Annotated in this window: 19 protein-coding genes and 3 pseudogenes; 11 read left to right on the top strand and 11 right to left on the bottom strand. The window is 69.8% G+C overall.

All coding sequences use genetic code 11. From position 1 onward, the window contains the following. Positions 1-389 precede the first annotated feature (389 nt). The 3 genes from CSR00_RS03480 to CSR00_RS03470 all read right to left on the bottom strand — a co-directional run bounded on the left by CSR00_RS03480 (position 390) and on the right by CSR00_RS03470 (position 4103). Positions 390-1109 (bottom strand): NUDIX hydrolase, encoded by a 720-nt coding sequence (locus tag CSR00_RS03480; RefSeq protein ID WP_099021008.1) that lies wholly within the window; start codon positions 1107-1109, stop codon positions 390-392. A gap of 92 nt (positions 1110-1201) precedes the next feature. Beyond that, positions 1202-2005, bottom strand: coding sequence for a cutinase family protein (locus CSR00_RS03475; RefSeq protein WP_176561890.1), 804 nt, complete (start codon positions 2003-2005; stop codon positions 1202-1204). Between the two features lie 103 nt (positions 2006-2108). After that, entirely contained in the window at positions 2109-4103 is a 1995-nt protein-coding gene (locus CSR00_RS03470; RefSeq protein WP_099021062.1) for a heavy metal translocating P-type ATPase, read from the bottom strand. Between the two features lie 107 nt (positions 4104-4210). Here CSR00_RS03470 and CSR00_RS03465 point away from each other — a divergent pair, with 107 nt between their 5' ends. Beyond that, entirely contained in the window at positions 4211-4552 is a 342-nt protein-coding gene (locus tag CSR00_RS03465; protein ID WP_099021061.1) for an ArsR/SmtB family transcription factor, read from the top strand. Positions 4553-4561: 9 nt separating this feature from the next. On the opposite strand, the gene CSR00_RS03460 is transcribed toward CSR00_RS03465, so the two are convergent. Further along, the gene (locus CSR00_RS03460; protein WP_407662392.1) at positions 4562-5116 is read right to left on the bottom strand and encodes an MmyB family transcriptional regulator; all 555 of its coding nucleotides are present in this window, start codon (positions 5114-5116) and stop codon (positions 4562-4564) included. A gap of 187 nt (positions 5117-5303) precedes the next feature. On the opposite strand from CSR00_RS03460, the gene CSR00_RS03455 reads away from it, so the two are divergent. The 4 genes and pseudogenes from CSR00_RS03455 (at position 5304) to CSR00_RS03440 (ending at position 8098) form a co-directional block, all read left to right on the top strand. After that, entirely contained in the window at positions 5304-6443 is a 1140-nt protein-coding gene (locus CSR00_RS03455; protein WP_099021007.1) for an MFS transporter, read from the top strand. Continuing rightward, positions 6359-6714, top strand: a pseudogene (locus CSR00_RS31615) (alcohol dehydrogenase catalytic domain-containing protein); the annotation flags it as partial. The gene CSR00_RS03455 and the pseudogene CSR00_RS31615, both read left to right, overlap by 85 nt. A gap of 150 nt (positions 6715-6864) precedes the next feature. Continuing rightward, positions 6865-7463 (top strand): annotated as a pseudogene (locus CSR00_RS03445) (superoxide dismutase). A gap of 65 nt (positions 7464-7528) precedes the next feature. Continuing rightward, positions 7529-8098, top strand: a complete 570-nt coding sequence (locus CSR00_RS03440; protein ID WP_176561885.1) for a TetR/AcrR family transcriptional regulator — start codon at positions 7529-7531, stop codon at positions 8096-8098. A gap of 22 nt (positions 8099-8120) precedes the next feature. Here CSR00_RS03440 and CSR00_RS30540 read toward each other — a convergent pair whose 3' ends face one another. The 3 genes from CSR00_RS30540 to CSR00_RS03425 form a co-directional block, all read right to left on the bottom strand. Then, a complete protein-coding gene (locus CSR00_RS30540) occupies positions 8121-8570 on the bottom strand; it encodes an MFS transporter (protein ID WP_176561884.1) in 450 nt (149 codons plus the stop codon). Then, positions 8519-9037: a hypothetical protein gene (locus CSR00_RS30535; RefSeq protein ID WP_176561883.1), complete on the bottom strand. Its 519-nt coding sequence runs from the start codon at positions 9035-9037 to the stop codon at positions 8519-8521. The genes CSR00_RS30540 and CSR00_RS30535 overlap by 52 nt, the downstream gene beginning before the upstream one ends. A 151-nt stretch (positions 9038-9188) precedes the next feature. Further along, complete coding sequence (locus CSR00_RS03425) at positions 9189-9848, bottom strand: class I SAM-dependent methyltransferase (RefSeq protein WP_099021003.1); 660 nt, start codon at positions 9846-9848, stop codon at positions 9189-9191. 140 nt (positions 9849-9988) lie between these two features. On the opposite strand from CSR00_RS03425, the gene CSR00_RS03420 reads away from it, so the two are divergent. The 3 genes and pseudogenes from CSR00_RS03420 to CSR00_RS03410 all read left to right on the top strand — a co-directional run bounded on the left by CSR00_RS03420 (position 9989) and on the right by CSR00_RS03410 (position 12179). Beyond that, positions 9989-10591 (top strand): TetR/AcrR family transcriptional regulator, encoded by a 603-nt coding sequence (locus CSR00_RS03420; protein ID WP_099021002.1) that lies wholly within the window; start codon positions 9989-9991, stop codon positions 10589-10591. 130 nt (positions 10592-10721) lie between these two features. Then, positions 10722-11607: pseudogene (locus CSR00_RS03415) on the top strand (helix-turn-helix transcriptional regulator). A gap of 221 nt (positions 11608-11828) precedes the next feature. Then, on the top strand, positions 11829-12179 hold the full coding sequence (locus CSR00_RS03410) for a cyclophilin-like fold protein (protein ID WP_099021001.1): 351 nt from the start codon (positions 11829-11831) through the stop codon (positions 12177-12179). Between the two features lie 60 nt (positions 12180-12239). Here CSR00_RS03410 and CSR00_RS03405 read toward each other — a convergent pair whose 3' ends face one another. After that, positions 12240-13685 (bottom strand): carotenoid oxygenase family protein, encoded by a 1446-nt coding sequence (locus tag CSR00_RS03405; protein ID WP_099021000.1) that lies wholly within the window; start codon positions 13683-13685, stop codon positions 12240-12242. 52 nt (positions 13686-13737) lie between these two features. Between CSR00_RS03405 and CSR00_RS03400 the strand changes: the two genes are divergently transcribed. Continuing rightward, complete coding sequence (locus CSR00_RS03400; RefSeq protein WP_245905809.1) at positions 13738-14409, top strand: TetR/AcrR family transcriptional regulator; 672 nt, start codon at positions 13738-13740, stop codon at positions 14407-14409. Here CSR00_RS03400 and CSR00_RS03395 read toward each other — a convergent pair. Further along, positions 14406-15527 carry a GGDEF domain-containing protein gene (locus tag CSR00_RS03395; RefSeq protein ID WP_245905808.1) on the bottom strand — a complete coding sequence of 374 codons (1122 nt, stop codon included), beginning with the start codon at positions 15525-15527 and terminating at the stop codon, positions 14406-14408. The genes CSR00_RS03400 and CSR00_RS03395 overlap by 4 nt on opposite strands. Before the next feature lie 189 nt (positions 15528-15716). On the opposite strand from CSR00_RS03395, the gene CSR00_RS03390 reads away from it, so the two are divergent. Further along, positions 15717-17384 (top strand): amidohydrolase, encoded by a 1668-nt coding sequence (locus CSR00_RS03390; protein WP_245905807.1) that lies wholly within the window; start codon positions 15717-15719, stop codon positions 17382-17384. Here CSR00_RS03390 and CSR00_RS03385 read toward each other — a convergent pair. Next, complete coding sequence (locus CSR00_RS03385) at positions 17381-18790, bottom strand: thioredoxin family protein (protein WP_141564257.1); 1410 nt, start codon at positions 18788-18790, stop codon at positions 17381-17383. The genes CSR00_RS03390 and CSR00_RS03385 overlap by 4 nt on opposite strands. Positions 18791-18863: 73 nt before the next feature. After that, complete coding sequence (locus tag CSR00_RS03380; protein WP_099020996.1) at positions 18864-19433, bottom strand: TetR/AcrR family transcriptional regulator; 570 nt, start codon at positions 19431-19433, stop codon at positions 18864-18866. A gap of 149 nt (positions 19434-19582) precedes the next feature. Between CSR00_RS03380 and CSR00_RS03375 the strand changes: the two genes are divergently transcribed. After that, the gene (locus CSR00_RS03375) at positions 19583-20545 is read left to right on the top strand and encodes an oxygenase MpaB family protein (RefSeq protein WP_099020995.1); all 963 of its coding nucleotides are present in this window, start codon (positions 19583-19585) and stop codon (positions 20543-20545) included. Positions 20546-20719 lie beyond the last annotated feature (174 nt).

The raw sequence follows: 20719 nt of genomic DNA, 5'->3' as shown, positions 1-20719 counted from the left end.
AGCACCAGTCACCAGCGAGGCCACAGCTACTTTCCGTGCCCCTTCGCGGTGGTCCGTCAGACGGTATACGGGCGCATACTGTGGCGTCAACCACACTGAGAATTTTGATTTACATAAATCCGGGCCGTCGGTCACGGGAGAGGCCGGGGACGGTGGAGATGTGCCAACGATCCTGATTGAACAGCCTGTTCACATCCGATGCCGCACCCGACGGCGCCGCGGCCACCGTCGATACTTGTAGGAATAGTCATATACTTGATGGGTTCTCGCCACGGGATCGGGCACGACGAGAGACCGCCGGCCGACCCGGGAAGTACAAACCTGGGTACACAGCGAGCAAATCACGGGGTAGGCCCGTGCCGGGTTGGGGGACAGCGCCGGGCGGCGAGCTACCGCCAGGCGAACACGGGCTGTTCGAGCTCGTCGACCGGGTCGTGGCGGCCCTCCAGGCCCAGCCAGCGCAGCTGCAACAGCACCGCGCCCGTGGGAGCGTGAATGAGGTCGTTGCCCAGCGGGATCTGGACCACCGGCCGGGGGCTCTCCGGGATGGAGACGAACCGCGGGGAGTCGGCGCGCTGCAGTTGGTGCAGCCCCACCCGATAGACCGCCACCACCTCATCGGGGGCCGGGCGAGGATCTAGCCGGCCACCGCCCCAGATCACCACCGGAGTGATCACGTAGCCCGACCGCGTCGGGTAATCGTCGAGCAGGCCCAGCACCGCGGACTCGCCCAGCCCGACACCGACCTCTTCATCCAACTCCCGCAGCGCCGCGTCGACCACCGTTTCGCCCGGGTCCAGGCGCCCGCCGGGCAGCGCCCATTGCGCGGAGTGGGTGGAGAGCCGAGATGCGCGGCGGCACAGGAAGAATGCCGCACCGCCGGAGACATCGACCATGCGGCCGTCCAGACCGGCTTCGGGCATCGGGCGTCCCGCGATCCACTCGTCCACCGGTGCGGGGTCGACCCGGTCCTCGCCCAGCTCGGAGTCGACGAGGACGACCGCCACGGCGGCGTGGCGTTTCGTGTCATCGGTCACGATGCGGCGTTCGTGGGCGCTCAGATGCGATCGGATCCGGTCACGCAACGTCGGGTCGTAGGCAATGGTCACGGCTCGACCTTAAGCGCACCGCCCGCCGGGCAGCCCGCACCGGATCCTCGCGGGCCGCTTCGTCGAGGGGGACAGTCGGTGCGACACCGAGCTCAGCCGCCCTGGGCGTTGAGCGTCAGCGGCGGGGAGGGCGCCGCGGCGGGCCCGGTCACGAGCTGGTACAGCGGGGAGACCCAGGCGTGCGGGCCGCTGGCCGCCGGGGCGTAGGCCGTGTGGATCGCCAGCTCCGACGGGGACAGCTCGGTGGTGTCGGGGTCGTAGTCGCAGACCGGGTCGCCCGCGTCGCAGACGCTGATGGTGCGCGCGCCGACCTGCGGCGGCAGCGTGGCGGTGTTGGCCGACGCCAAGAACGAGTGCTCCTGCGCCACACCCATACCCGGCGACATCGCCGCCGAGCCCAGGTCCACGGTGGTGTCGGCGGGCAGCCGGTCGCCGTCGGCGATCAGCAGCGCCGCCGCGAGCTGCGGGTCATCGGCGAGGTCGTAGAGGTTGCGGTGAACCACCATGGCGCCCTGCGAATAACCGGCGAGCACCACCTTGGTGTCGGGGCACTGCGCGGTGAACGCCGCGAACTGCTCGGCCGTCGCATCGGTGCCGTCCCCGACGCTGCCCAGGAAGTCCAGCCATCCCCCCAGGCCGCCGTCGAGGGGGACCGGCGCGGCGGGATAGTCGACCGCCTCGGCGGTGATCGTCTTCCCGTCGGCCATCAGGGCGGAACGCAGTTGCCGGTAGGACTGGTAGACCACCCCGCCCATCCCGCCGTCGGCGGCCAGGCCCGCGGCGTCGCGCTGTCCCGAACCGGCGGCGCCGATCCAGTGGTAGTCGGCGCAGGTGGTGGGTTCGGCGGCGGCGGTGCCGGTGGCCACCCCGGCCAGCAGGAGACCGGCGGCGACCATGAGGCCGGCGGCCGAGACGAGACGACGAATCACAGAACGGTCCTCCAACGCGCGGGCAGCTCGAATCCGATGACGCTGCCCTGTCAGCGGTGAAATCGCCGGATCACGGCCGCGCGTTACGCCGGGAGCGCTCCGCGGGCGGCCACGCGCCGTCCCGCAGCAGTCGCAGGCCGTTGAGGCCGACCAGCACGGTCGACCCCTCGTGACCTGCGACGCCGAGCGGCAGCGGCAGGTGCCCGACGAGGTCCCAGGTGACGAGGACCACGATGAACGTGGCGGCGATGACCAGGTTCGCCGCCACGACGCGCCGCGCCCGCCGGGCCAGGGCCAGCACCGCCGGCAGCGTGGCCAGATCGTCGCGGGTGATGACGGCATCGGCGGTCTCCAGCGCCAGGTCGGACCCGGTGCGTCCCATCGCGACGCCGACGTGGGCGGCGGCCATCGCGGGGGCGTCGTTGACGCCGTCGCCGACGAGCGCCACCGCCTCGCCGCCGCCCTGCAGATCACGCACGGCGGCGACCTTGTCCTGGGGCAGCAGGGAGGCCCGGACATCGGTGATGCCCACCTCGGTGGCCAGCCGGGCGGCGGCCCGGCGATTGTCACCGGTGAGCAGGACCGGTGCGGTACCGGTGAGCTCGGTCAGGCGGGCGACCGCGGCCGGTGCCTCCGGGCGGGGACGATCGGTGAGCGCGAACACCCCGGCGGCGTGTCCGTTGAGCCGCACCACGACCGCGGTGCGCCCGGCGGCTTCGAGCGCGGCGACGGCCGCGTCCGCGTGACCGTCGCGATCCCCGGTCTCGGCGCCCAGCAACGCCGGGCTGCCGACCTCGAGCAGATCCTCGCCCACCCGGGCGCGAATGCCGCGCCCGGACGTCGAGGTGAAGCCGGTCGCGGCGGGCACCCGCAGCCCGGCCTCCCGGGCGGCCGTGACGATCGCCCGGGCGATCGGGTGTTCGGAATGGTTCTCGGCGGCCGCGGCCACCGACAACAGTTCCGCGCCGGAGACGGCGCAGCCGGGCAGGGTCCGGACCTCCACCAGGCGGGGTGCGCCGTCGGTCAGGGTGCCGGTCTTGTCGAAGGCAACCCGGGTGACGCCGGCGAGTTTCTCCAGGACGACGGCGGATTTCACCAGCACCCCGTGCCGGCCGGCGTTGGCGATGGCGGCCAGCAGCGGGGGCATGGTCGAGAGCACCAGCGCGCACGGCGACGCCACGATCATGAAGGTCATCGCCCGCAGCAGCGCCGACTGCAGGTCGGCGCCGAGCAGCAGCGGGACGCCGAACAGGGCAAGGGTGGCCACCACCATGACCAGCGAGTAACGCTGCTCGACCTTCTCGATGAACAGCTGGGTGCGGGCCTTGCCGGCGCTGGCCGTGGCGACCATCTCGACGATCCGCGCGATCACGGTGCCGGCGGCCGGGGTGCTCACCCGCACCCGCAGGCTCCCGGTGCCGTTGACCGTGCCCGCGAAGACCTCGTCGCCCGCCTTCTTGTCGGCCGGGAGGGGCTCTCCGGTGATGCTCGACTCGTCGACCTCGCTGGCCCCGCCGAGCACCACCCCGTCCGCGCCGACCCGTTCCCCGGGCCGGATCACGATGACGTCGCCGACCTCGAGGGTGGCGGTGGCGACCTGCTCCTCCCCCGTGTCGTGCCCGGTGGCGCCCTCCGGGCCGGTCAACCGGGTCGCGGTCTGCGGGGCCAGGTCGAGCAACCCGCGTACCGAGTCCTCGGTGCGCTTGGTCGCCACCGCCTCCAGGGCTCCGGAGGTCGCGAAGATGACGATGAGCAGCGCGCCGTCGAAGACCTGGCCGATGGCGGCCGCGCCGAGGGCCGCGGCCACCATCAGCAGGTCGACGTCGAGGGTCTTCTCCCGCAGCGCCTTCAGCCCGGCCAAACCGGGCTGCCAGCCGCCACCGACGTAGCAGCCCAGGTACAGGGCCCACCACAGCCCGGCCGGCCCGCCCGCCAGCTGGACGAGCAGGCCCAGCGCGAACAGGACACCCGCGAGCGCGGCCCACCGCAGCTCCGGCACCGACCAGGCCGGGGCGCGCCGCTGCGGTGGCGACGAACGTCCGCCGCGCTCATGGCGGGCGGCCATCTGGATTCCGGAGGTCACCGGGTCACCATATCTGCTTACTCGTGCATATTCGCAAACACGCTGGCAGCTAACCAGCTGAACAGGGGTGCGGCGGTATGATCACTGCCGTGCACTCATCGATTCGCGGGTTCACCATGCCGACCGAGGAGCAGGTCTCACGCGCCTCCGAGTCCTTCCGGATGCTCAGCGACCCGACGCGAATCAAGGTGCTCTGGGCGTTGCTGCAGGGCGAGAACTCGGTGGCGTGCCTGGCCGAACTGGCCGGCGTGGCGCCCGCCGTCGTCAGCCAGCATCTGGCCAAGCTACGGCTGGCCGGGTTGGTCAAGGGCCGCCGCGAGGGCACCTTCGTGTACTACTCGCCCACCGACCACGAGGTGCTGCGGGTGCTGAGCCAGGCGCTGTTCGGCGCCGACGTCACCGCGGGCGGGGTGACGTCGAAGGGGAGCTGACCCCTCCCCTCAGGACAGCTCGACGGCGTCGGCTCTGCGGGTCGCGGCCCAACTGGCGAGCAGCTTGAGGCCGTCGGCCGACGGGGATTCGGGTTCGGCGGTATAGGCGGTCAGCGTCAGACCGCTGTCGGCCGAGAGCTCCATCGCCTCGAACGCGAGGGTGAGTTCGCCGATGGCGGGATGGACGAAACGTTTCGCCCCGGACTGGTGCAGACGCACGTTGTGCGCGGCCCAACGGGTGCGGAAGGTATCACTGCGCGTGACCAGTTCACCGATGAGATCGGTCAGGCCGCGGTCATGGGGATTGCGGCCCGCCTCGGTGCGCAGAAGCGCCACTGAGATATTGGCGGCCCCTTCCCAGTCCGGATAGAAGTCGCGGGCGCGGGGATCCAGGAACGCGAACCGGGCCAGGTTGGCCGGGCGGGCCGGATCGTCGAAAAGCGGTGAGTACAAGGCGAACCCGAGCTGGCTGGCCGCCAGGACATCGAGTCGCCCGTTGCGCACGAAGGCGGGCACCTCGGTCATGCCGTCGAGGATCCTGAGCGCGATGAGCGTCGGCGCCACGGCCGGTCTGCTCAGTAGCGGGGCCCCGGGGCGACGACTTCGGCCGCTGCCGGGTGTTCGTGGGCGGCGCGGCGGTGCTCACCCTTGGTTCGGTCCTGGCCGCCGCCCCCGCCGCGGGGGTAGCTGATCGCCGGACGCGTGGTGCAGGGCCTCGGCGGTGCCGCCATGATCTCGTGCAGTCGGGGCCCTGATCGCGCACGCGTTCCCACCCGGCCCGTACCGGGTGCGGGCCACCGGCGTGTGGGGTGCCTCCCCGGGGGCGGGCGTGGCGCTGGCACCGCTGCTGGCCGTGACGCTCGACGCCGCCGGCGGGTGGCGGCTCTCGCACTGGGCGACCGCCGGCGCGGCGGCGCTGCTCGCCGCTGGCGGGCGCATACTACTTACAGAATCCCATGTGGCACAGGCCCGTCGCGTCGACGCCGGCGGCGCCCTGCTACTCGGCGCCGGCCTGGCAGCTCTGCTGTGCGGACTGGTGCGGGGCCGTAGCGGCTGGACCCACCTCGGCACCCTGGCGTTGATGACCGTGGGGTTGGCACTGGTCGCCGGATTCTTCGTCGCCGAACACCGCGTCGCACACCCGATGCCGGACCTCGGACTGTTCCGACGACCCGATTTCGTCGCGGCCACCGCGGCGGCGCTGGGCGCCGGTGCCGGGGCGTTGTCGCTGATGACCTATGTTCCGATCCTGATCGAGTGCGGCCTGCGCGGCAGCGAAATCGCCGCCGCCGTCACGCTGCTGGCCTGGTCCGCGGTGAGTGCGTTGACCGCGCTGGCCGCACGGTGGCTGCCCGAGACCTTCACACCACGCGCGCAGATGGTCGGCGGGCTGACCGGTGTGGCGGCCGGGCAGCTGGCGCTGATCGGGCTGAGCCCCGGGGCGGGTCTGCTGCACCTGCTGCCCGGACTGCTGGTCGTCGGTGCGGCCAACGGCGTGCTCAACGCCGCACTCGGTCGTGAGGCCGTCGTCAGCGTGCCGGCCCATCGCGCCGCCATGGGCAGCGGGGCCAACAACACGGCCCGCTACCTGGGCTCGGCGTTCGGAATCACCGTCGTGTCGGTGATTCTCGCTTGCGGCGGTGGCGGCACCGCGCCCGCCGCGGTGATCTCCGGCTGGAACCTGGCGGTGCTCGTCACCACCGCTTCAGCCTCCTCGGCGCGGCGCTCGTTCTGGCCCTCGGGCGAAGAACCGAAGCCTGACTCACCCACAACAACTGCTCACATCACACCGGAAGGACGACGATCATGCGAGGAACCATCATCTACGGCGCCGGCGACGTGCGCACCGAGGATTTCCCGGACCCGACCATCCAGGCCCCGACCGACGTGATCGTGCGCAACGCCGCCACCTGTGTCTGCGGATCCGATCTGTGGGAATTCCGCGCGGCCTGAACGCGGTCCCGGAGCCCGATACCGTTCGGCCACGAGTACTGCGGTGTCGTGGAGGCCGTCGGCAACGAGGTGATCACGGTCGAGCCGGGCCAGTTCGTCATCGGGTCGTTCTTCGCCTCCGACGGGACCTGCCCGACTGCCGCCACGGATTCCAGACCTCGTGCCTGCACCGCGGCGCGGTCGGGTTGTGCGCGGTACTGGCCGCGCGAGATGGGTGCGAAGCGGATCATCGCCATGAGCCGCCCCCGGGCTAGATCGCACTCCTCCCCGCTGCCCACCCACCAACCAACTCCACACCCGGAGGCGAGAAACGATGAGGGGAATACGTCCTACCCGAACTCGATTTCGACTGTGGTGCACTGGATCCGCACATCTCCGGCCAGATCAACGAGGTCCACCACAGCAAGCATCACGCCACCTACGTCAAGGGCCTCAACGACGCGGTCGCCAGTCTCGCGGAGGCCCGCGACCGGGGCGACCACGCGGCCATCTTCCTCAACGAGAAGAACCCCGGCTTTCCACTTCGGTGGCCACGTCAACCGCTCGATCTGGTGGAAGAACCTCCCCCGACGGCGGCGACAAGCCGGTCGGCGAGCTCACCGCCGCGACCGACGACCAGTTCGGCTCGTTCGACCGCTTCCGGGCTCAGTTCACCGCGGCGGCCAACGGCCTGCAGGGATCGGGCTGGCCAGTGCTGGGGTGTGACAGCCGCGACAAGAAGCTGCTCGCCTTCCAGCTCTACGACCAGCAGGCCAACGTGCCGCTCGGGATCGTCCCGCTGCTCCAGGTCGACATGCGGGAACACGCCTATTGTCTGCAGCACAAGAACGTCAAGGCCGACTACGTCAAGGCCTTCTGGAACGTGGTCAACTGGCCGGACGTGCAGGACCGGTTCGCCCACGCCACGGCGAACATCGATGCGATCAGCGCCGGATTCCGTCCGAATCTCAATCCCTAGCAGCTCCGGCCCATAGCGCGATGCGACCAGCACAGATGTCCGGGTCCGACGAGTAGCCTTTGATCGTGATCGCAGACAGTGGCGCCGCAGCACCCAGAGGCAGACACCACGAGGCGTGCCGCAACGACCAGGCCGTCATCACCGCGGCCAGGGAGGTGTTCCTGGAGAACCCGGCCGCCAAGATGTCCGACGTCGCGTTGCGTGCCGGAGTGGGGCAGGCCAGCCTGTACCGGCGATACCGCACCAAGGACGAACTGCTCAGCGTCGTCTGCGACGACGGCCTCAACGCGATCATCGAGGCGGCCGAAGCGGCGCTGGAGGACTCCGGCGAGCCATGGAAGGTGTTCTGCGCGTTCATGGTTCGCTACATCGATTCCGGCGGGCTGGCGCAGCTGACACTCGCGGGAAAGTTCGTCCCCGACGGGAGCCTCTATGCGCCGGCCCGGCGGGCCCATCAGCGGATACAGGCGGTGATCGACGGCCCAGTGGGCGGGCTGCGCATCGCGGACCGCCCGCGCGATCGTGAGCTGCAGCGCCGCTACCTCGCGCTCATCCTCGACGGGCTGCGGGCACCCGCCCGCGGTGAACTCCCGGGCCGCGGCCCCAGCTTCGCCGAGATCGAAGAGCGGTGGTGAGTCAGGGTCCCGACAGTGCGGATCACACAGCCCGAGCTACAGCCACTTTCACCGAACCATTGTGAGCAGTGATCGTGATGGCCGCGATGAGCAGCCCGGTGGTGAAGAAGGCCGCGGCGACGCTGAATGCGGTGGTGTAGCCGTGGGTCAGTGCGATGGCCGCACGCTGGACGAGATCGGGGTCGCGCGTGGCCAGGCCGCGGAAGAACGCGGTGTCCGCATCGGGAAGCCGGCGATCGGAGGCCGCGGTGTCGCTGGTGGTCAACACGGCGAGCCCGACCGCACCGCCCACCTGCTGAGAGGTGTTGAGCAGGGCCGAGGCTATGCCGGTGTCTTCGTCGCGGACGTGGCTGACCGCCCCGAGCGTCATCGGCACGAAACTCAGTCCCACGCCTACCGCGGTGGCGAACATCGCGGGCATCAGATGGCTCCAGTAGGACGAGCCGGGCTCCAGCATGCTGAACCACAGCATGCCGGCCGTTCCGATCGCCAGGCCGGGTGCGGCGATGATCCGCGGCGGTAACCGGTCGGTGTGTTCCGTCTTGACCGGGCTGTACCCAGGATCTGCTGTATGTACAGCGTCAGGAAGTAGAACGTGGCGAACATTCCCGCACCGATGCACAACATCGTGGCGTAGGAGCCCGACCGAGAACGCACCGCGAACAGTCGCAGCGGCAGCATCGGATAGGTGGTCCGCGGCTGCCAGAGAACGAAGGCCGTCAGCATGACCGCCGCAACCCCGAAGCAGCCCAGGGTGACGGTATCGGCCCAGCCGTGTTCCTCCATGCGACACATGTCGACACAGACCGTCCTGCCGATGGTCCGGCTGATGATGGGCTCGACGAGCTTGAGACTCAGCGACGCGTCGCGGCGATCACGGTAGTGATGCGCGCCGGTGGAACTGACCACGGCGAGGCGTTGGACGCCGGTGTCGCGCATCCCGGCCACGACGTTGGCGGTGCCGGTCGAGAAGGTGTCGACGCGGTGGCGGGTCCGTTGGCCCCGAACACCGCAACCCTCACGACGGCTCCCCGGCTCTCGCGGGCGTCTCGATGGCGGCCATCGTGAGTCGCATCGTGAGACCCAATCGTCAGTCCTTGTGCGCGAGCAGGAGATAACCCGGGAACATCAGCCGGCCCTGGTCGTCGCGCTCAACGTCCGGACGTGGCGCCGGCCCGTCGGGGACCTGCACGTCGTTGGCGTAGAGCTTGGCCGGGCGCACCTCGTCGACGGTCCACAGCGTGGCCGCCGTGTCGCGCAGTTCCTCGGCGGTGAATCCGGCCGGACCGGGTCCGCCCTCGCCGAAGGACTTGTGGGCGAACGCCAGAATGAACAGCCCGGCCCCGGGTGCGGCGGCCCGGTGAATGGCCGCCATGTAGGCCTGCCGGCGTTCCACGGGCAGCACATGCAACAGACCGCTGTCCATCACCGTGTTGAACCGCCCGTCGTAGCCGTCGAAGTCGGTGATATCGGCCACGGCGAAACTCGCCGTGGTCAGGCCCCGCTCGGCTGCCGCGGCGCTCGCGGCGGCCACCGCGGTGGCGCTGCCGTCGAGTCCCACCACCGAATACCCCTGCTCGGCGAGCGCGAGCGAGAGCTCGGCCTCCCCGCAGCCGGCGTCGAGGACCTCGCTACGGACCTTGCCCTGGTCGATGAGCGCCGCCAGCTCCGGCTGCGGTGCACCGATGCTCCACGGGGGTCGAGCATCCTGCCGATAGGCACTGTCCCAGTCCATGCGTGGTTGCGTCACCTGCGTCTCCTTCGATCACGAGTGGGTGTCCGGCGGGGCCATCCGCCGGCCTTCCGTCACTGTGCATTATTTCGCACCGCTTGTCTACTTCGTCTGGTCGGTGACATCATGACTCGAACTGCAACCCGAGGAAGGCATCGGTGAGTACCGCACAACAGGCATCCGAGACGGAGGACGCCGCCGCGCCCGGCGCCGAGCGCAAGGGACAGCGGACCAGGCGGCGCATCCTGGAAGCGGCGCGCGCAGTGTTCGCCGAGCTCGGCTACGAACGTGCGACCATCCGCGGCATCGCCGCGGTCGCCGATGTCGACAAGTCCTCGATCATCAAGTACTTCGGCACCAAAGACGCGCTCTTCCGCGAGGCCGTGCACTGGGAGATCCCCGTGGCCGAACTGACCTCCGAGGACGCGGCGGAGACAGCCGAGAACTACGCGCGGGGAATGCTGACCGCGTGGGCGGCCGACCCCAACAGTCCCATGGCCGTGCTGCTGCGTACCAGCATGACCAGCGAGACCGCCGCGGAAATCCTGCGCACGCACGTCACCGCCGAGGCGGTCGACATCATGGCGGCCACCATCGACGCTCCGGACGCGCGGCTGCGAACCGCACTGGCCGGCGCCATGCTGATGGGCATCGCCAGCCAGCGCTTCATCCTGCGCATGCCCGATCTCGCCGAGGCCGACATCGACGAGATACTGGGATTGATCGCACCGCTGCTGCAGTCGCTGATCGACCCCGGCTAGCGCCGGGGGTTGCCGCCGGCGCCGGCCGCCGCCCGGCTGCGCAGCCCGGGCCCTTGCGCAACGAGGACCCGGAAGTCCACGTACTGGCAGTTCCTCCTATTCGCCGTGCCGACGGCATAGCGTGCAACGCATGGACAACAGCAGGGAGGTGCGCGACTTCCTCACCACCCGGCGCGCCCGGCTCAAGCCCGAGGATGTCGGCCTGCCGAAGCTGGGTGGCCGTCGTCACGTCAAAGGGTTGCGCCGCGAGGAGGTCGCGATGCTCGCCGGCGTCTCCACCGAGTACTACGCCCGACTGGAACGCGGCAAGATCGCCGGCGTGTCCGAGCAGGTGCTCGACGCGCTCTCCGATGTGCTGAAGCTCGACGACGCCGAGCGGGAGCATCTACGCAATCTCGCCCGGGCGGCCGCCCCCGGCGCCCGCACCCGCCATCCCGCGCACCGTCCGTCCGGGCATTCTGGCCGCCCTCCATGCCATCACGGGCGCCCCGGCGTTCATCCGCAACGGGGCACTCGACGTGCTGGCCGCCAACGAATTGGGCCGCGCCTACTACGCACCCATGTACGCCGCCGGAGACCCGACGCCCAATCTCGCCAAGTTCAACGTGTTCGACCCCGCGGCACGCACCTTCTACCCCAACTGGGTCGCCGCGGTCGACGGCACCGTCGCGGTGCTGCGGCACGAGGCCGGCCGCGACCCGTACGACAAGCGCATCACCGAGGTCATCGGCGAACTGTCCACCCGCAGCGAGACGTTTCGCGACCGGTGGGCCAATGCCCTGGTGCACCGGCACGACGCCGGACTCAAGGTCGCCCACCACCCCGTCGTCGGTGACCTCACCCTGCACCTCGTCGGCACCGAGATCCTCAACGAACCCGGTCTGTCGTTGATGATCTACGCCGCCGAACAGGGAACCGCTGCCGAGGAGAAACTGCGTCTGCTCGCCAGCTGGGCGGCCTCGCAGCCCGGTGCGCACGCCGGCACCGGGCCGTTCCAGGGTCCACCGGACCGATGACGCGACCGACCGCCCGGCCGCGGTGGTCGGCCGCGCCACGCCACCGGAGACCCGCGTCGCTCGCGGCAGCCCTGCTGGCCGCCGCGGGCTGCGGCGCGCCTGCACCGCCACCCTCCGACAGTGCCACACCGACAACATCATCGGTGACGTCATCGGTGAGATCGAGCGGCCCACGCACACCCACGAGCCGGACGACACCCACCAACCCCGAGGAGGCGCCCATGCGAATCCGACTGACCACACCGCAGACGGTCCTCACCGCGACATTGCTCGACAACGCGACAAGTCGTGATTTCGCCGCCCAGCTCCCGCTGGACCTGACGCTGCGCGATCATGCCGGCACGGAGAAGATCGCCGACCTGCCCACCCGACTGTCCACCGCCGGCGCGCCCGACGGCGCCGACCCGCAGGTCGGCGATCTCACCTACTACTCACCCTGGGGCAACCTCGCGATCTTCTACCGGGACTTCGAGTACTCGCGGGGCCTGGTCAAGATCGGCAGCATCGACTCGGGAGCCGACCGCCTGGAGTCGCTCGCCGGTGCGGTCACCGTGGAGATCGCACCGGCGTGACCGTGGCGGAACAACCAACGGCGGCCGGCGCGCAGCGGAGCGGCCGCGTGATGCCCGCCCCTACCGCGGCGGCGTCGGCACCCAGTTGCCGTGGAACCCCGCGGGGACGCGGTGAGGTAGCCGAATGGTGGCGACGTCCTGCAGCGTCTGCGCATCCAGGATGGCCAGCCGGCTGCGGTCGCTCCCCCGGTCGTAGACATAGCCCATGAGCACGCCGCTGTCCTCGGCGGCATCCGGTGCAGAGGGTTCGAAGACGAACTCGCCCAGGATCTTCCCGGGGCCAAAGGACCGCGACTGCACCGTGGCGCCGGCGTGGTCGTGCTTGAGCAGTGTGTCGCTGCCCTCGCCGGCCGGCCCGAGCGCCGGTGCGTAGCCATAGCGGTAGGGTCTGCCGACCCGGCGTTCGTCCACGCGGGGGAACTCCTGGGCCCGGTCGTCGATGCGGGACTCGCGAAGCTTGCCGTCGGCCAGATCGACGGTCCAACGGTCCAGGGACGGCGGGCCCTCCTGCGGCCCCAGGCGATGGGTGTCGAACATCCTCGGGTGGCGCACCACGTCGAGCACCACGGTGTCACCGTCGTCGTGGGCGTTCATCGGGTGGAAGACGTAACAGGGCTCGACGTCGAACCACCGTACGTCGGTACTGGTGCCCTCCCGGGGCATCACGCCCACGCGCGCGGGGTATTTCGGATTCCACGAGTACGGGAAGCGGCGATCGGCGGAGTGGCCGGCGGGCTGCCGCGCGCCGACGGGATCCGGGATACGGACCCGGCCGATCAGCGCCGACAGCACCAGGCGCGCGGGCAGCCTCAGCCCCCGGGGGACCGCCATCTCGACCGCCTGCCGCGCGTCGAAGGTGACCGGCAGGTCATAGAAGACGACGTGGCGTTCGGTCAGCGAGAAGTCGTGCATCATCGGACTTCCCGTCACCTCGATGTCGACGGTCCGGCGCGCGCGCCCGTCGGTGTCGATCACCGAGTACTGCACCGTGTTGCCGCGATACATGCTGTAGGAGACGGCGTGTAGCTCGCCCGTCACCGGATCGCGCTTGGGATGGGCGGTGTAACCGCCGGTCAACGTGCCGCCGAAGTCGTAGCCGCCCACCGAGTCCAGCTCGTCGGTGAGTTCCATGGTGGTGACACCGGATTCGATCAGGGCGAGCGTCTTGCCGGCATGGGCGATCACGTTGGTGTTGGCGCCGATACCCGATACCCGGAACCGGCCCGGTGGCGGTGGCTCACCCAGGGCCGCAGCGGTCTGCGGGCCCCGGACCCAACGGTTCCGGTACCACTCGGCTCTGCCGTCCCGGATCCGAACACCGTGCACCATGCCGTCGCCGATGAACCAGTGGTACAGGTCGGGATCGATCTCGCCGACGGGATTGGGGCCGTTGCGCAGATAGCGGCCGTCGAGGTAGTCCGGAATCGCCCCGTCGACCTCGAGATCGGTCAGCGTGAATTCCTCGCGGATCGGTGCGTAGACGCCCCCGAGAAAGCGGTTCGCCATGTCAGCCCCTCCCCATCACGGCTCACAGCCGGTATAACACTGTTATGGCAGAATGGCAAGGGTGAGCAGCGATCAGCGGGAGCACTTGGTGGAGGCGGGTATCCGGATCCTGGAACGCGACGGCCTGGCCTCGCTGAGCGCACGGAAGCTGGCCGCCGAGACCGGCACGTCGACGATGGCGGTCTACACCCACTTCAGCGGCATGACCGGGCTGATCGAGGCCATCGCCGCCGAGACGTTCGCCCGTTTCACCGACGCGCTGACCGAGGTCGCCGAGACCGCGGACCCGGTGGCGGACTTCTTCCTGATGGGCGTGCACTACCGCGACTTCGCACTGGCCAACCCCCAGCGCTACCAGATGATGTTCGGGACTTCGGCACGGTCCCTGAACCGTCACCACACCGATCTCACCGTCACCGGCAACGCCAGCGGCCACGCCGAGTTCGCCGTGTCCTTCGACGCGTTGTCCACCGCGGTGACGCGGATGATCGCGGCGGGCCGCATCCGCGATGACGGCGTGCCGGCGATCGCCGGACGACTGTGGAGCATCAGCCATGGCGCGGTGCTGCTGGAGATGGCCGGCTTCTTCGGGCGCCGGGGAAACGGGCTGAACCAGATCCTGGCGCCGCTCACCGTCGACGCGCTGGTCGGCATGGGTGACGTGCGCGAGCGGACGCTGCGGTCCCTGGCGGCCGCCATGGCCGTGCTACCCCATTCCGGCTAGAACTCGCTTCCCATCGGGCTTTCCGTGGCCGGCGACCCGGCCCAGTGGTGTGCCCGATTGCCGCCGCGTCGCTTCGCGGTGTACATCGCCGCGTCGGCGGCCTGCACGAGCCACCGATACCGCTCGATGGCATCGCCCGTGCACGCGGTGTGCAGCGTCGCCGCGGCCGTTCCGACACTGGCCGTCAACGGGAACGAGAACGGTATCGCGTCGACCAGCGAGCAGATGCGCGGGCCGAATCCCGGCACGACGGCGGTGCTGACGACATCGGCGACCAGAAACTCCTCACCGCCCACCCGCCCGACGACCGCGGTCTCGGTCATGTTGTTCTGCAGGGCAGATCCGACCGAGACGAGGACCGCGTCACCGCCGGCATGCCCGCGCGCATCGTTGATCGCCTTGAAACGGTCGAGGTCGACCATCGCCAGCACCAGGCACCGGCCCGGGTCACGGCAGGCGACCAGCGCACCCACGGCGGCGTGCTGAAAGGCCCGCCGATTCAGCAGCCCGGTGAGCGGATCGCGGTCCGATTCCAGCAGATCGATCCCGAGCGCACCCACGACGATCTGAATCGCCAACGGGACGGCCACATTCAGTTCCAGAACCAGGAAATACGCGGTGATCCCGATCAAGGTGTCGCCGGCCAGTGCGAGTCGGATCATCGCGTCGGCACCGACGACGACGGCCAGCGCGAGGTTGACCACGGTCGCGGGCGCGGTGTGGAAGAAGGCCAGGTACCCGCCGGGCACGGCCAGCGCCGAGCAGGCCAGCATCGCGACGAGCGGGTCGGCCTGCGTCACGGCTCCCAACACGATGCAGGCGCTGCCGGTCATCGCGAACGCGATGGACTGCCGCTTCGTGGGCCACCGGGTCAGCCACAGAATCGCCCACCCCACACCGGCGAGGCTCCCCGCGACGCTGAAACAGACGGCGAGGCCGACGTTGATCGAAGGCGGCCCCCACAGAACATTGACCGGCGCCAGGACGAGCGAGAGACCGACCACGGCCATGAGCCGACGGGTCGGTACGGTGAGGTCGCGGGACTGCAGATAGCCGCTGAGCCAGTTGAAATGGTCGGGCCGACGCCACCAGCGTTTCACCCCCCGCGCAATTCCCAACGTTGCCGCTCCCCCAGGCCTCACTCACCGATCCGAATGGACGTCACGCTCGCCATCGTACGGTCGAAAAATGCGAGTTTATGTCAATTGTCCAGAATGCGGCGGCCACCGGTCGGCAGGTCCTGCCGACGGGCACCGCCGGCCCCGCGAGGCCACAATGAACGAGTCGAGTTTCCCTCCAGGAGTCGGATGATCACACGTACCTCGTCGGGCGAGCAATGGATGACGGGACACCCGACCCCGACCCTGTTCACCGGCGGTGTGGTGTGGACGGGCACCGCCGCCACCGACACGCTGCTGGTGTCCGGCGGCCGGGTCGCCGCCCTCGGGGACAAGGCCCGCCGGCAGGCGGGCGACGCGCACCGGGTGGACCTCGACGGCGGGTTCCTGATGCCGTCGTTCGGCGACGGCCACGCCCATCCGCTCTACGGCGGGTTGGACGCGGCCGGTCCACCCGTTCGCGCCTGCCGCTCCGTGGACGAGATCGTCGCGGCGGTCGGTAAGTACGCCGCCGAGAACCCCCATCACGAGTGGCTCATCGGGGCCTCCTACGACGGGAGCCTGTCGCCCGGCGGGCTGTTCGACGCCCGCTGGCTCGACACCGCGGTCCCCGACCGGCCGGTGGTGCTGCGCGCGTGGGACTACCACACCCTGTGGTGCAATTCGGTGGCGCTGCAGCGCGCCGGGATCACCGCGGACACCCCGGATCCGGTGCTCGGTGAAATCCCCCGCCGCGACGACGGCTCGGTGCTGGGCACGCTGCGCGAGTGGGGTGCCACCGATCTGATGATGGCGGTGATGCCGGCCCGCGACGAGGCGGTGCGTATCGGCGCCCTGGGCACCGCCGCCGACTACTACCTTTCGCGCGGGGTGACCTGGGTCCAGGACGCCTGGGTCGAGCCCGCCGACGTCGACACCTATGTCGAGGCAGCCCGCCGCGACGCCCTGCGGATGCGGTTCAACCTGGCGCTCTACGCCGACCCGCGCCATTTCGACACGCAGGTGGATCATTTCGCCGAACAGCGCCGCCGCGTCGACGAGGTGGCCTCACCGCTGCTGACCGCCCGCACGGTGAAGTTCTTCGCCGACGGCGTGGTGGAGAACGAGACCGGCGCGCTGCTGGCGCCGTACTGCTCGGGCTTGCACAGTCATTCGGACAATCTGGGCATGCGCAACTGGGAGGGTGACGCGCTGGCACGGGCCGCCCGCCGGGTCGATGACCTCGGGCTGCAGATCCACATCCACGCCATCGGAGACGCCGCGGTGCGCCAGGCGCTCGACGCCATCGAGTACGTCGCCGAGCACAACGGCCCACGGGACCGGCGACCGGTGATCGCACACGTCCAACTCGTCGACGATGCCGACCTGCTGCGGTTCGCGCAGCTGGGCGTCATCCCGAACATGCAGCCGCTGTGGGCGCAGATGGACGCGCTGATGACGGTCCTGACGATTCCGCGGCTGGGCGCCGAGCGCGCCGACAGGCAGTACCCGATCCGCACGCTGGACACCTCGGGCGCTCCGCTGGGTTTCGGGTCGGACTGGCCGGTGTCCTCGGGTGCTCCGCTGGACGGGATCGCAGTGGCGGTGTCGCGCTGCACCGAGGACGGTGAACCGGCCGGTGGCTGGACACCGCACGAGATCCTGCCGATCGAGCGGGCCCTGACCGCCTACACCGCCGGTGTGGCCAATCAGGCTTTCGCCGAACACGATTGGGGCCATATCACCCCGGGCACCAGCGCCGATCTGGTCTGGCTGGACCGCGACCCGCGTGCCACCCCCGCGCCGGGGCTGCCCGCAGTGCGCATTCGTGCCACCTATCTGCGCGGTGAGCCGGTGCACGGACCGGTGCCGCGCTAGCCGCCCTCCCGGCGGTTGTGGACCGTGGGCTCTGCGCCGGTGGTAGCTGAACGCGCGCCACGCAGCGCCAGGACGGCGCGGTGCCCCAGCAGGACCAGCAGTGTCGCCGCACCCGCCGCGGCGAACACGGCCAGGGAGGCGCGGACATCGTTCATCAGCGTCGGCCTGACCAGCATCACCAGCGCGAGGCTCAGCATCAGCATGCCGCCCACCAGTTTCAGCACGCGGCCCTGTCTCTCCTGGAGTCTGGTGGCCCGCATGGTCACCACCACGCCGCCGAAGATCAGCAGCTCGTCGAACTGGTAGACGAGCATGTAGAGCGCCAGCAGCAGCACGAAGACCATCGGGGTGACGTCCCGCGCCGCCACCAGGTTGGTCCACAGCACGGGAAACCCGGCCGTGCAGGCGAGTTCGACGAACGACACCCCGGCCGCCAGTGCCGCGGTCGCGGCGATCAGCGCCGGCATCGAGTCGGCCGAGGCGAGGACACCGCGCATCCGCTGGTAGATGCCGGGCTTGGCCGACTCGGGGATGGACAGGGACACCCCCGTCCTGAAGCTGAAGTAGTCCTTGATGTTGATGACGCCGAAGGTCGCGGCGATCAGGGCAATGGCGACGCGAACCCACGGCGCGACGGCCACCACCGAGAACACCGAGAACAGTCCGGCGATGAACAGCGCGTACACCAGCGCGGTCACCACGATGAAGACCAGTCCGATCACCGCGATCGTCCGCCGGGAGCCGGTCCGCAGGGTCAGCGCCAGCAGCACCGACAGCACCCACAGCGAGCAGGGGTTGAATCCGTCGACCGCCGCGATGAGCAGGGTGCTCAGCACCAGCGAATGGCTGGCGGCGTCGACCTCGCCTACGAACGGGACATCGATCACCTCTCGGGCGCCGTCGGCGGGCGCCCGCGGCTCGACGGCGGGCGCGGCCGCGGTGATGACCCCCGCGCCGGCATCCGGGCAGCCGGTGGCCAGACACCGGCGGATGGCCTCGTCGAGATCGCGTGGTGTCGTCGACTCCGCAAAACCCACCCAGTGGCGCTGCCCGAGGAAGAAGGCCGGTACCCCGACGCGGGTGATCCCGAACATCTCGGCCATGGCCGCCAGCGTGCGTTGGTTGTCCTGGTTGTTCCACACTTCGAACGAGCGCACCCGAAGCCGGGGGTACCGCTGCTGAAGCTGCGCGAGGGCGGGTTTGGCGGCGGCGCAGTGCGGGCAGCCGTCACCCCAGAAGAAGTACAGAGTGACCTCGTCACGCCCGGGTGCCTCCGGCGCCGCGGCCGACGGGGCCGGCATGCCCAGCGTGGCGACGGCGAGCGTCAGCGCGAGGAGTAGCACGAGGACCCACCGGCCCGGTGTCCGCCCTTGCGCCATCCGCTTCCCCACTGCAGCGCCGCCCATGCCCACCCATGATGCCGCCGTTGGTCAAGCCTGTCAGACCCGCGATGGTCACCAGGCCGCGCATTCCTCCCGCCTATGGCCCGTAGCCACCGACCAACAGTCCGGCGGAGGCGAACTTCAGGCCGCTGCGCAGTTCCTCGAGCGGAATGGGGTCGTCGGCCTCGATGTAGCGCATCGTGGTGGCCACGGCCATGTTGAAGAACAGCCAGGCCAGCCCGCGGGGAGACAGTTCGTGGCGGTACTGGTCACGGTAGTGGCTGACGTGCAGCGTCGACATCGCCAGCAGGGTGGCCGACAGGCCCGAGATGTTCTCGAATGCGCGCACCTGCGCGGGGCGTTCGGCGAGGTAGCGGATCAGCCGGCGGTTGGCGATCGTGAAATCGATGAGCATGTCGATCGCGGAGTCCATCGCCGGCCCGGGTTCGTCCATCGTGATCGTGCGCAGCATGTTCTCGATGCCCGGCGCCTCCTCCACCGCGATCGCCTCGATGGCGGCGTCGATGATCTCCTCCTTGTTGGCGAAGTACTGGTAGATCGATCCCTTGCTGATTCCCGCGGTCTCGGCGATGGAGTTGGTGGTGATCCGTTCTGGGGCGGTTTTCCGCAACAACGCCACCGTCGCGCCCACGATGTTTGCGACCATCTCGCGAGAGCGTTCCTGCTGTGGCAGCTTTCGCCGCCGTGAACTGGCACTTTCCGTTCCCACAAGATGCCCCTAACGCGACTTGAATGCGACCTTGAAGTCAGATTAGCGTTCGCGCAAATTGGCGGATCACGGAAGGTGGCACCACGATGACGGCCGAGACCGAACTCCGTTTCGACGCCGAGGAGCCCGACCGGGGCACCCCCGAGCTCGTCCCGATCGACTCTCTGACAGCCGAACACGTCGGGCGGTGGACCTTCCTGATCCTCGACGGCGCCGCGTTCATGATGCAGGCCATGCACCCGGTGATCGCCGAGGTCACCGGCCGCTATTCCGCGGCGTTCAACGGAGACCCGGCCGGACGGGCCATCCGCTCGGTGGACTCGGTGCTGCGCTGGACCTACGGCGGCACCGAGGCGATCGCCGAGGGCAATCGCGTCCGCGCCCTGCACCGGCCCATCACGATGCAGAGCCCGAGCACCGGCAAGCAGATCGGCGCGCTGAACCCCGACGCCTACCAGTGGGTCATCGCCACCGCCTACATCGTCAACGCCCAGGCCGGCCCGCTGCTGATCGGCCGTGAGTTCACCGATGCCGAGAAACAGGAACTACTGCGGGACAACATCCGGCTGGCCCGGCTGCTGCACGTGCCCATGCGCGGCTATCCGCAGACCCACGAGGAGTTCTCCGAGTACTTCGAGAAGAAGATCCCGGTCCTGGAGGGCACACCGCAGGCACGGCAACTCATCGAGGAACTGCGCACCGGAAAGGTGGAGCTGCCGCCGTCGATCCCGCGTCCGCTGCGGCCGCTGGTGCTGCGCGCGATGCGCCCCGCGCTGCGCTTCAACTACCTGTCGGTCGTCGGGCTGCTCGACCCGCGCCTGCGCGCCAGACTCGGCGTGACCTGGAGCGACCGCGAACAGCGCCGGCTGGTCCGCGCCTACGCCGTCATCCGCACGCTGTACCGGATCCTGCCGGACCGGCTGACCTACTTCCCGCTGGCCTATCACGCGCGCAAACACCATCAGTGCATCGAGAAGATGAAAGTGCGCCAACAGAAGTCGTTCGCCTACCGGCTGCCCGGGGCCGAGCGCCCGGAACTGGGCGCCTAGCGCGGGCCACTGCTGGGCGGCGACGACCCAGCACTCGGCGACACGGCCGTCGCGCACCCGCGCGATCTCGTGGCCGAGGAAGCGCACCGGTCCGGACGTGTCGCAGTCGGTCATGGTGTGGTCGTCGTCGCGGAGCGGTCGACTCCGACGGTCGAAGACATTGACCATTAGGAA

Origin of the sequence: Mycolicibacterium palauense, from assembly GCF_002592005.1 — a bacterium.
GTDB lineage: Bacteria > Actinomycetota > Actinomycetes > Mycobacteriales > Mycobacteriaceae > Mycobacterium > Mycobacterium palauense.
The sequence above is the reverse complement of the archived record's forward strand: the minus strand, read 5'-3'. Positions and strand labels throughout refer to the sequence as shown.

Excerpts from the sequence above, each read along its gene's own strand:
- CSR00_RS03400 (WP_245905809.1), top strand. The coding sequence starts at position 13,738 with ATGGCAAGGGTGAGCAGCGATCAGCGGGAGCACTTGGTGGAGGCGGGT.
- CSR00_RS03410 (WP_099021001.1), top strand. The coding sequence starts at position 11,829 with ATGCGAATCCGACTGACCACACCGCAGACGGTCCTCACCGCGACATTG.
- CSR00_RS30540 (WP_176561884.1), bottom strand. The coding sequence starts at position 8,570 with ATGCTGTGGTTCAGCATGCTGGAGCCCGGCTCGTCCTACTGGAGCCAT.
- CSR00_RS03380 (WP_099020996.1), bottom strand. The coding sequence starts at position 19,433 with ATGGTCGCAAACATCGTGGGCGCGACGGTGGCGTTGTTGCGGAAAACC.
- CSR00_RS03475 (WP_176561890.1), bottom strand. The coding sequence starts at position 2,005 with ATGGTCGCCGCCGGTCTCCTGCTGGCCGGGGTGGCCACCGGCACCGCC.
- CSR00_RS03470 (WP_099021062.1), bottom strand. The coding sequence starts at position 4,103 with ATGGCCGCCCGCCATGAGCGCGGCGGACGTTCGTCGCCACCGCAGCGG.
- CSR00_RS30535 (WP_176561883.1), bottom strand. The coding sequence starts at position 9,037 with ATGCGCGACACCGGCGTCCAACGCCTCGCCGTGGTCAGTTCCACCGGC.
- CSR00_RS03390 (WP_245905807.1), top strand. The coding sequence starts at position 15,717 with ATGATCACACGTACCTCGTCGGGCGAGCAATGGATGACGGGACACCCG.
- CSR00_RS03405 (WP_099021000.1), bottom strand. The coding sequence starts at position 13,685 with ATGGCGAACCGCTTTCTCGGGGGCGTCTACGCACCGATCCGCGAGGAA.
- CSR00_RS03375 (WP_099020995.1), top strand. The coding sequence starts at position 19,583 with ATGACGGCCGAGACCGAACTCCGTTTCGACGCCGAGGAGCCCGACCGG.
- CSR00_RS03385 (WP_141564257.1), bottom strand. The coding sequence starts at position 18,790 with ATGGGCGGCGCTGCAGTGGGGAAGCGGATGGCGCAAGGGCGGACACCG.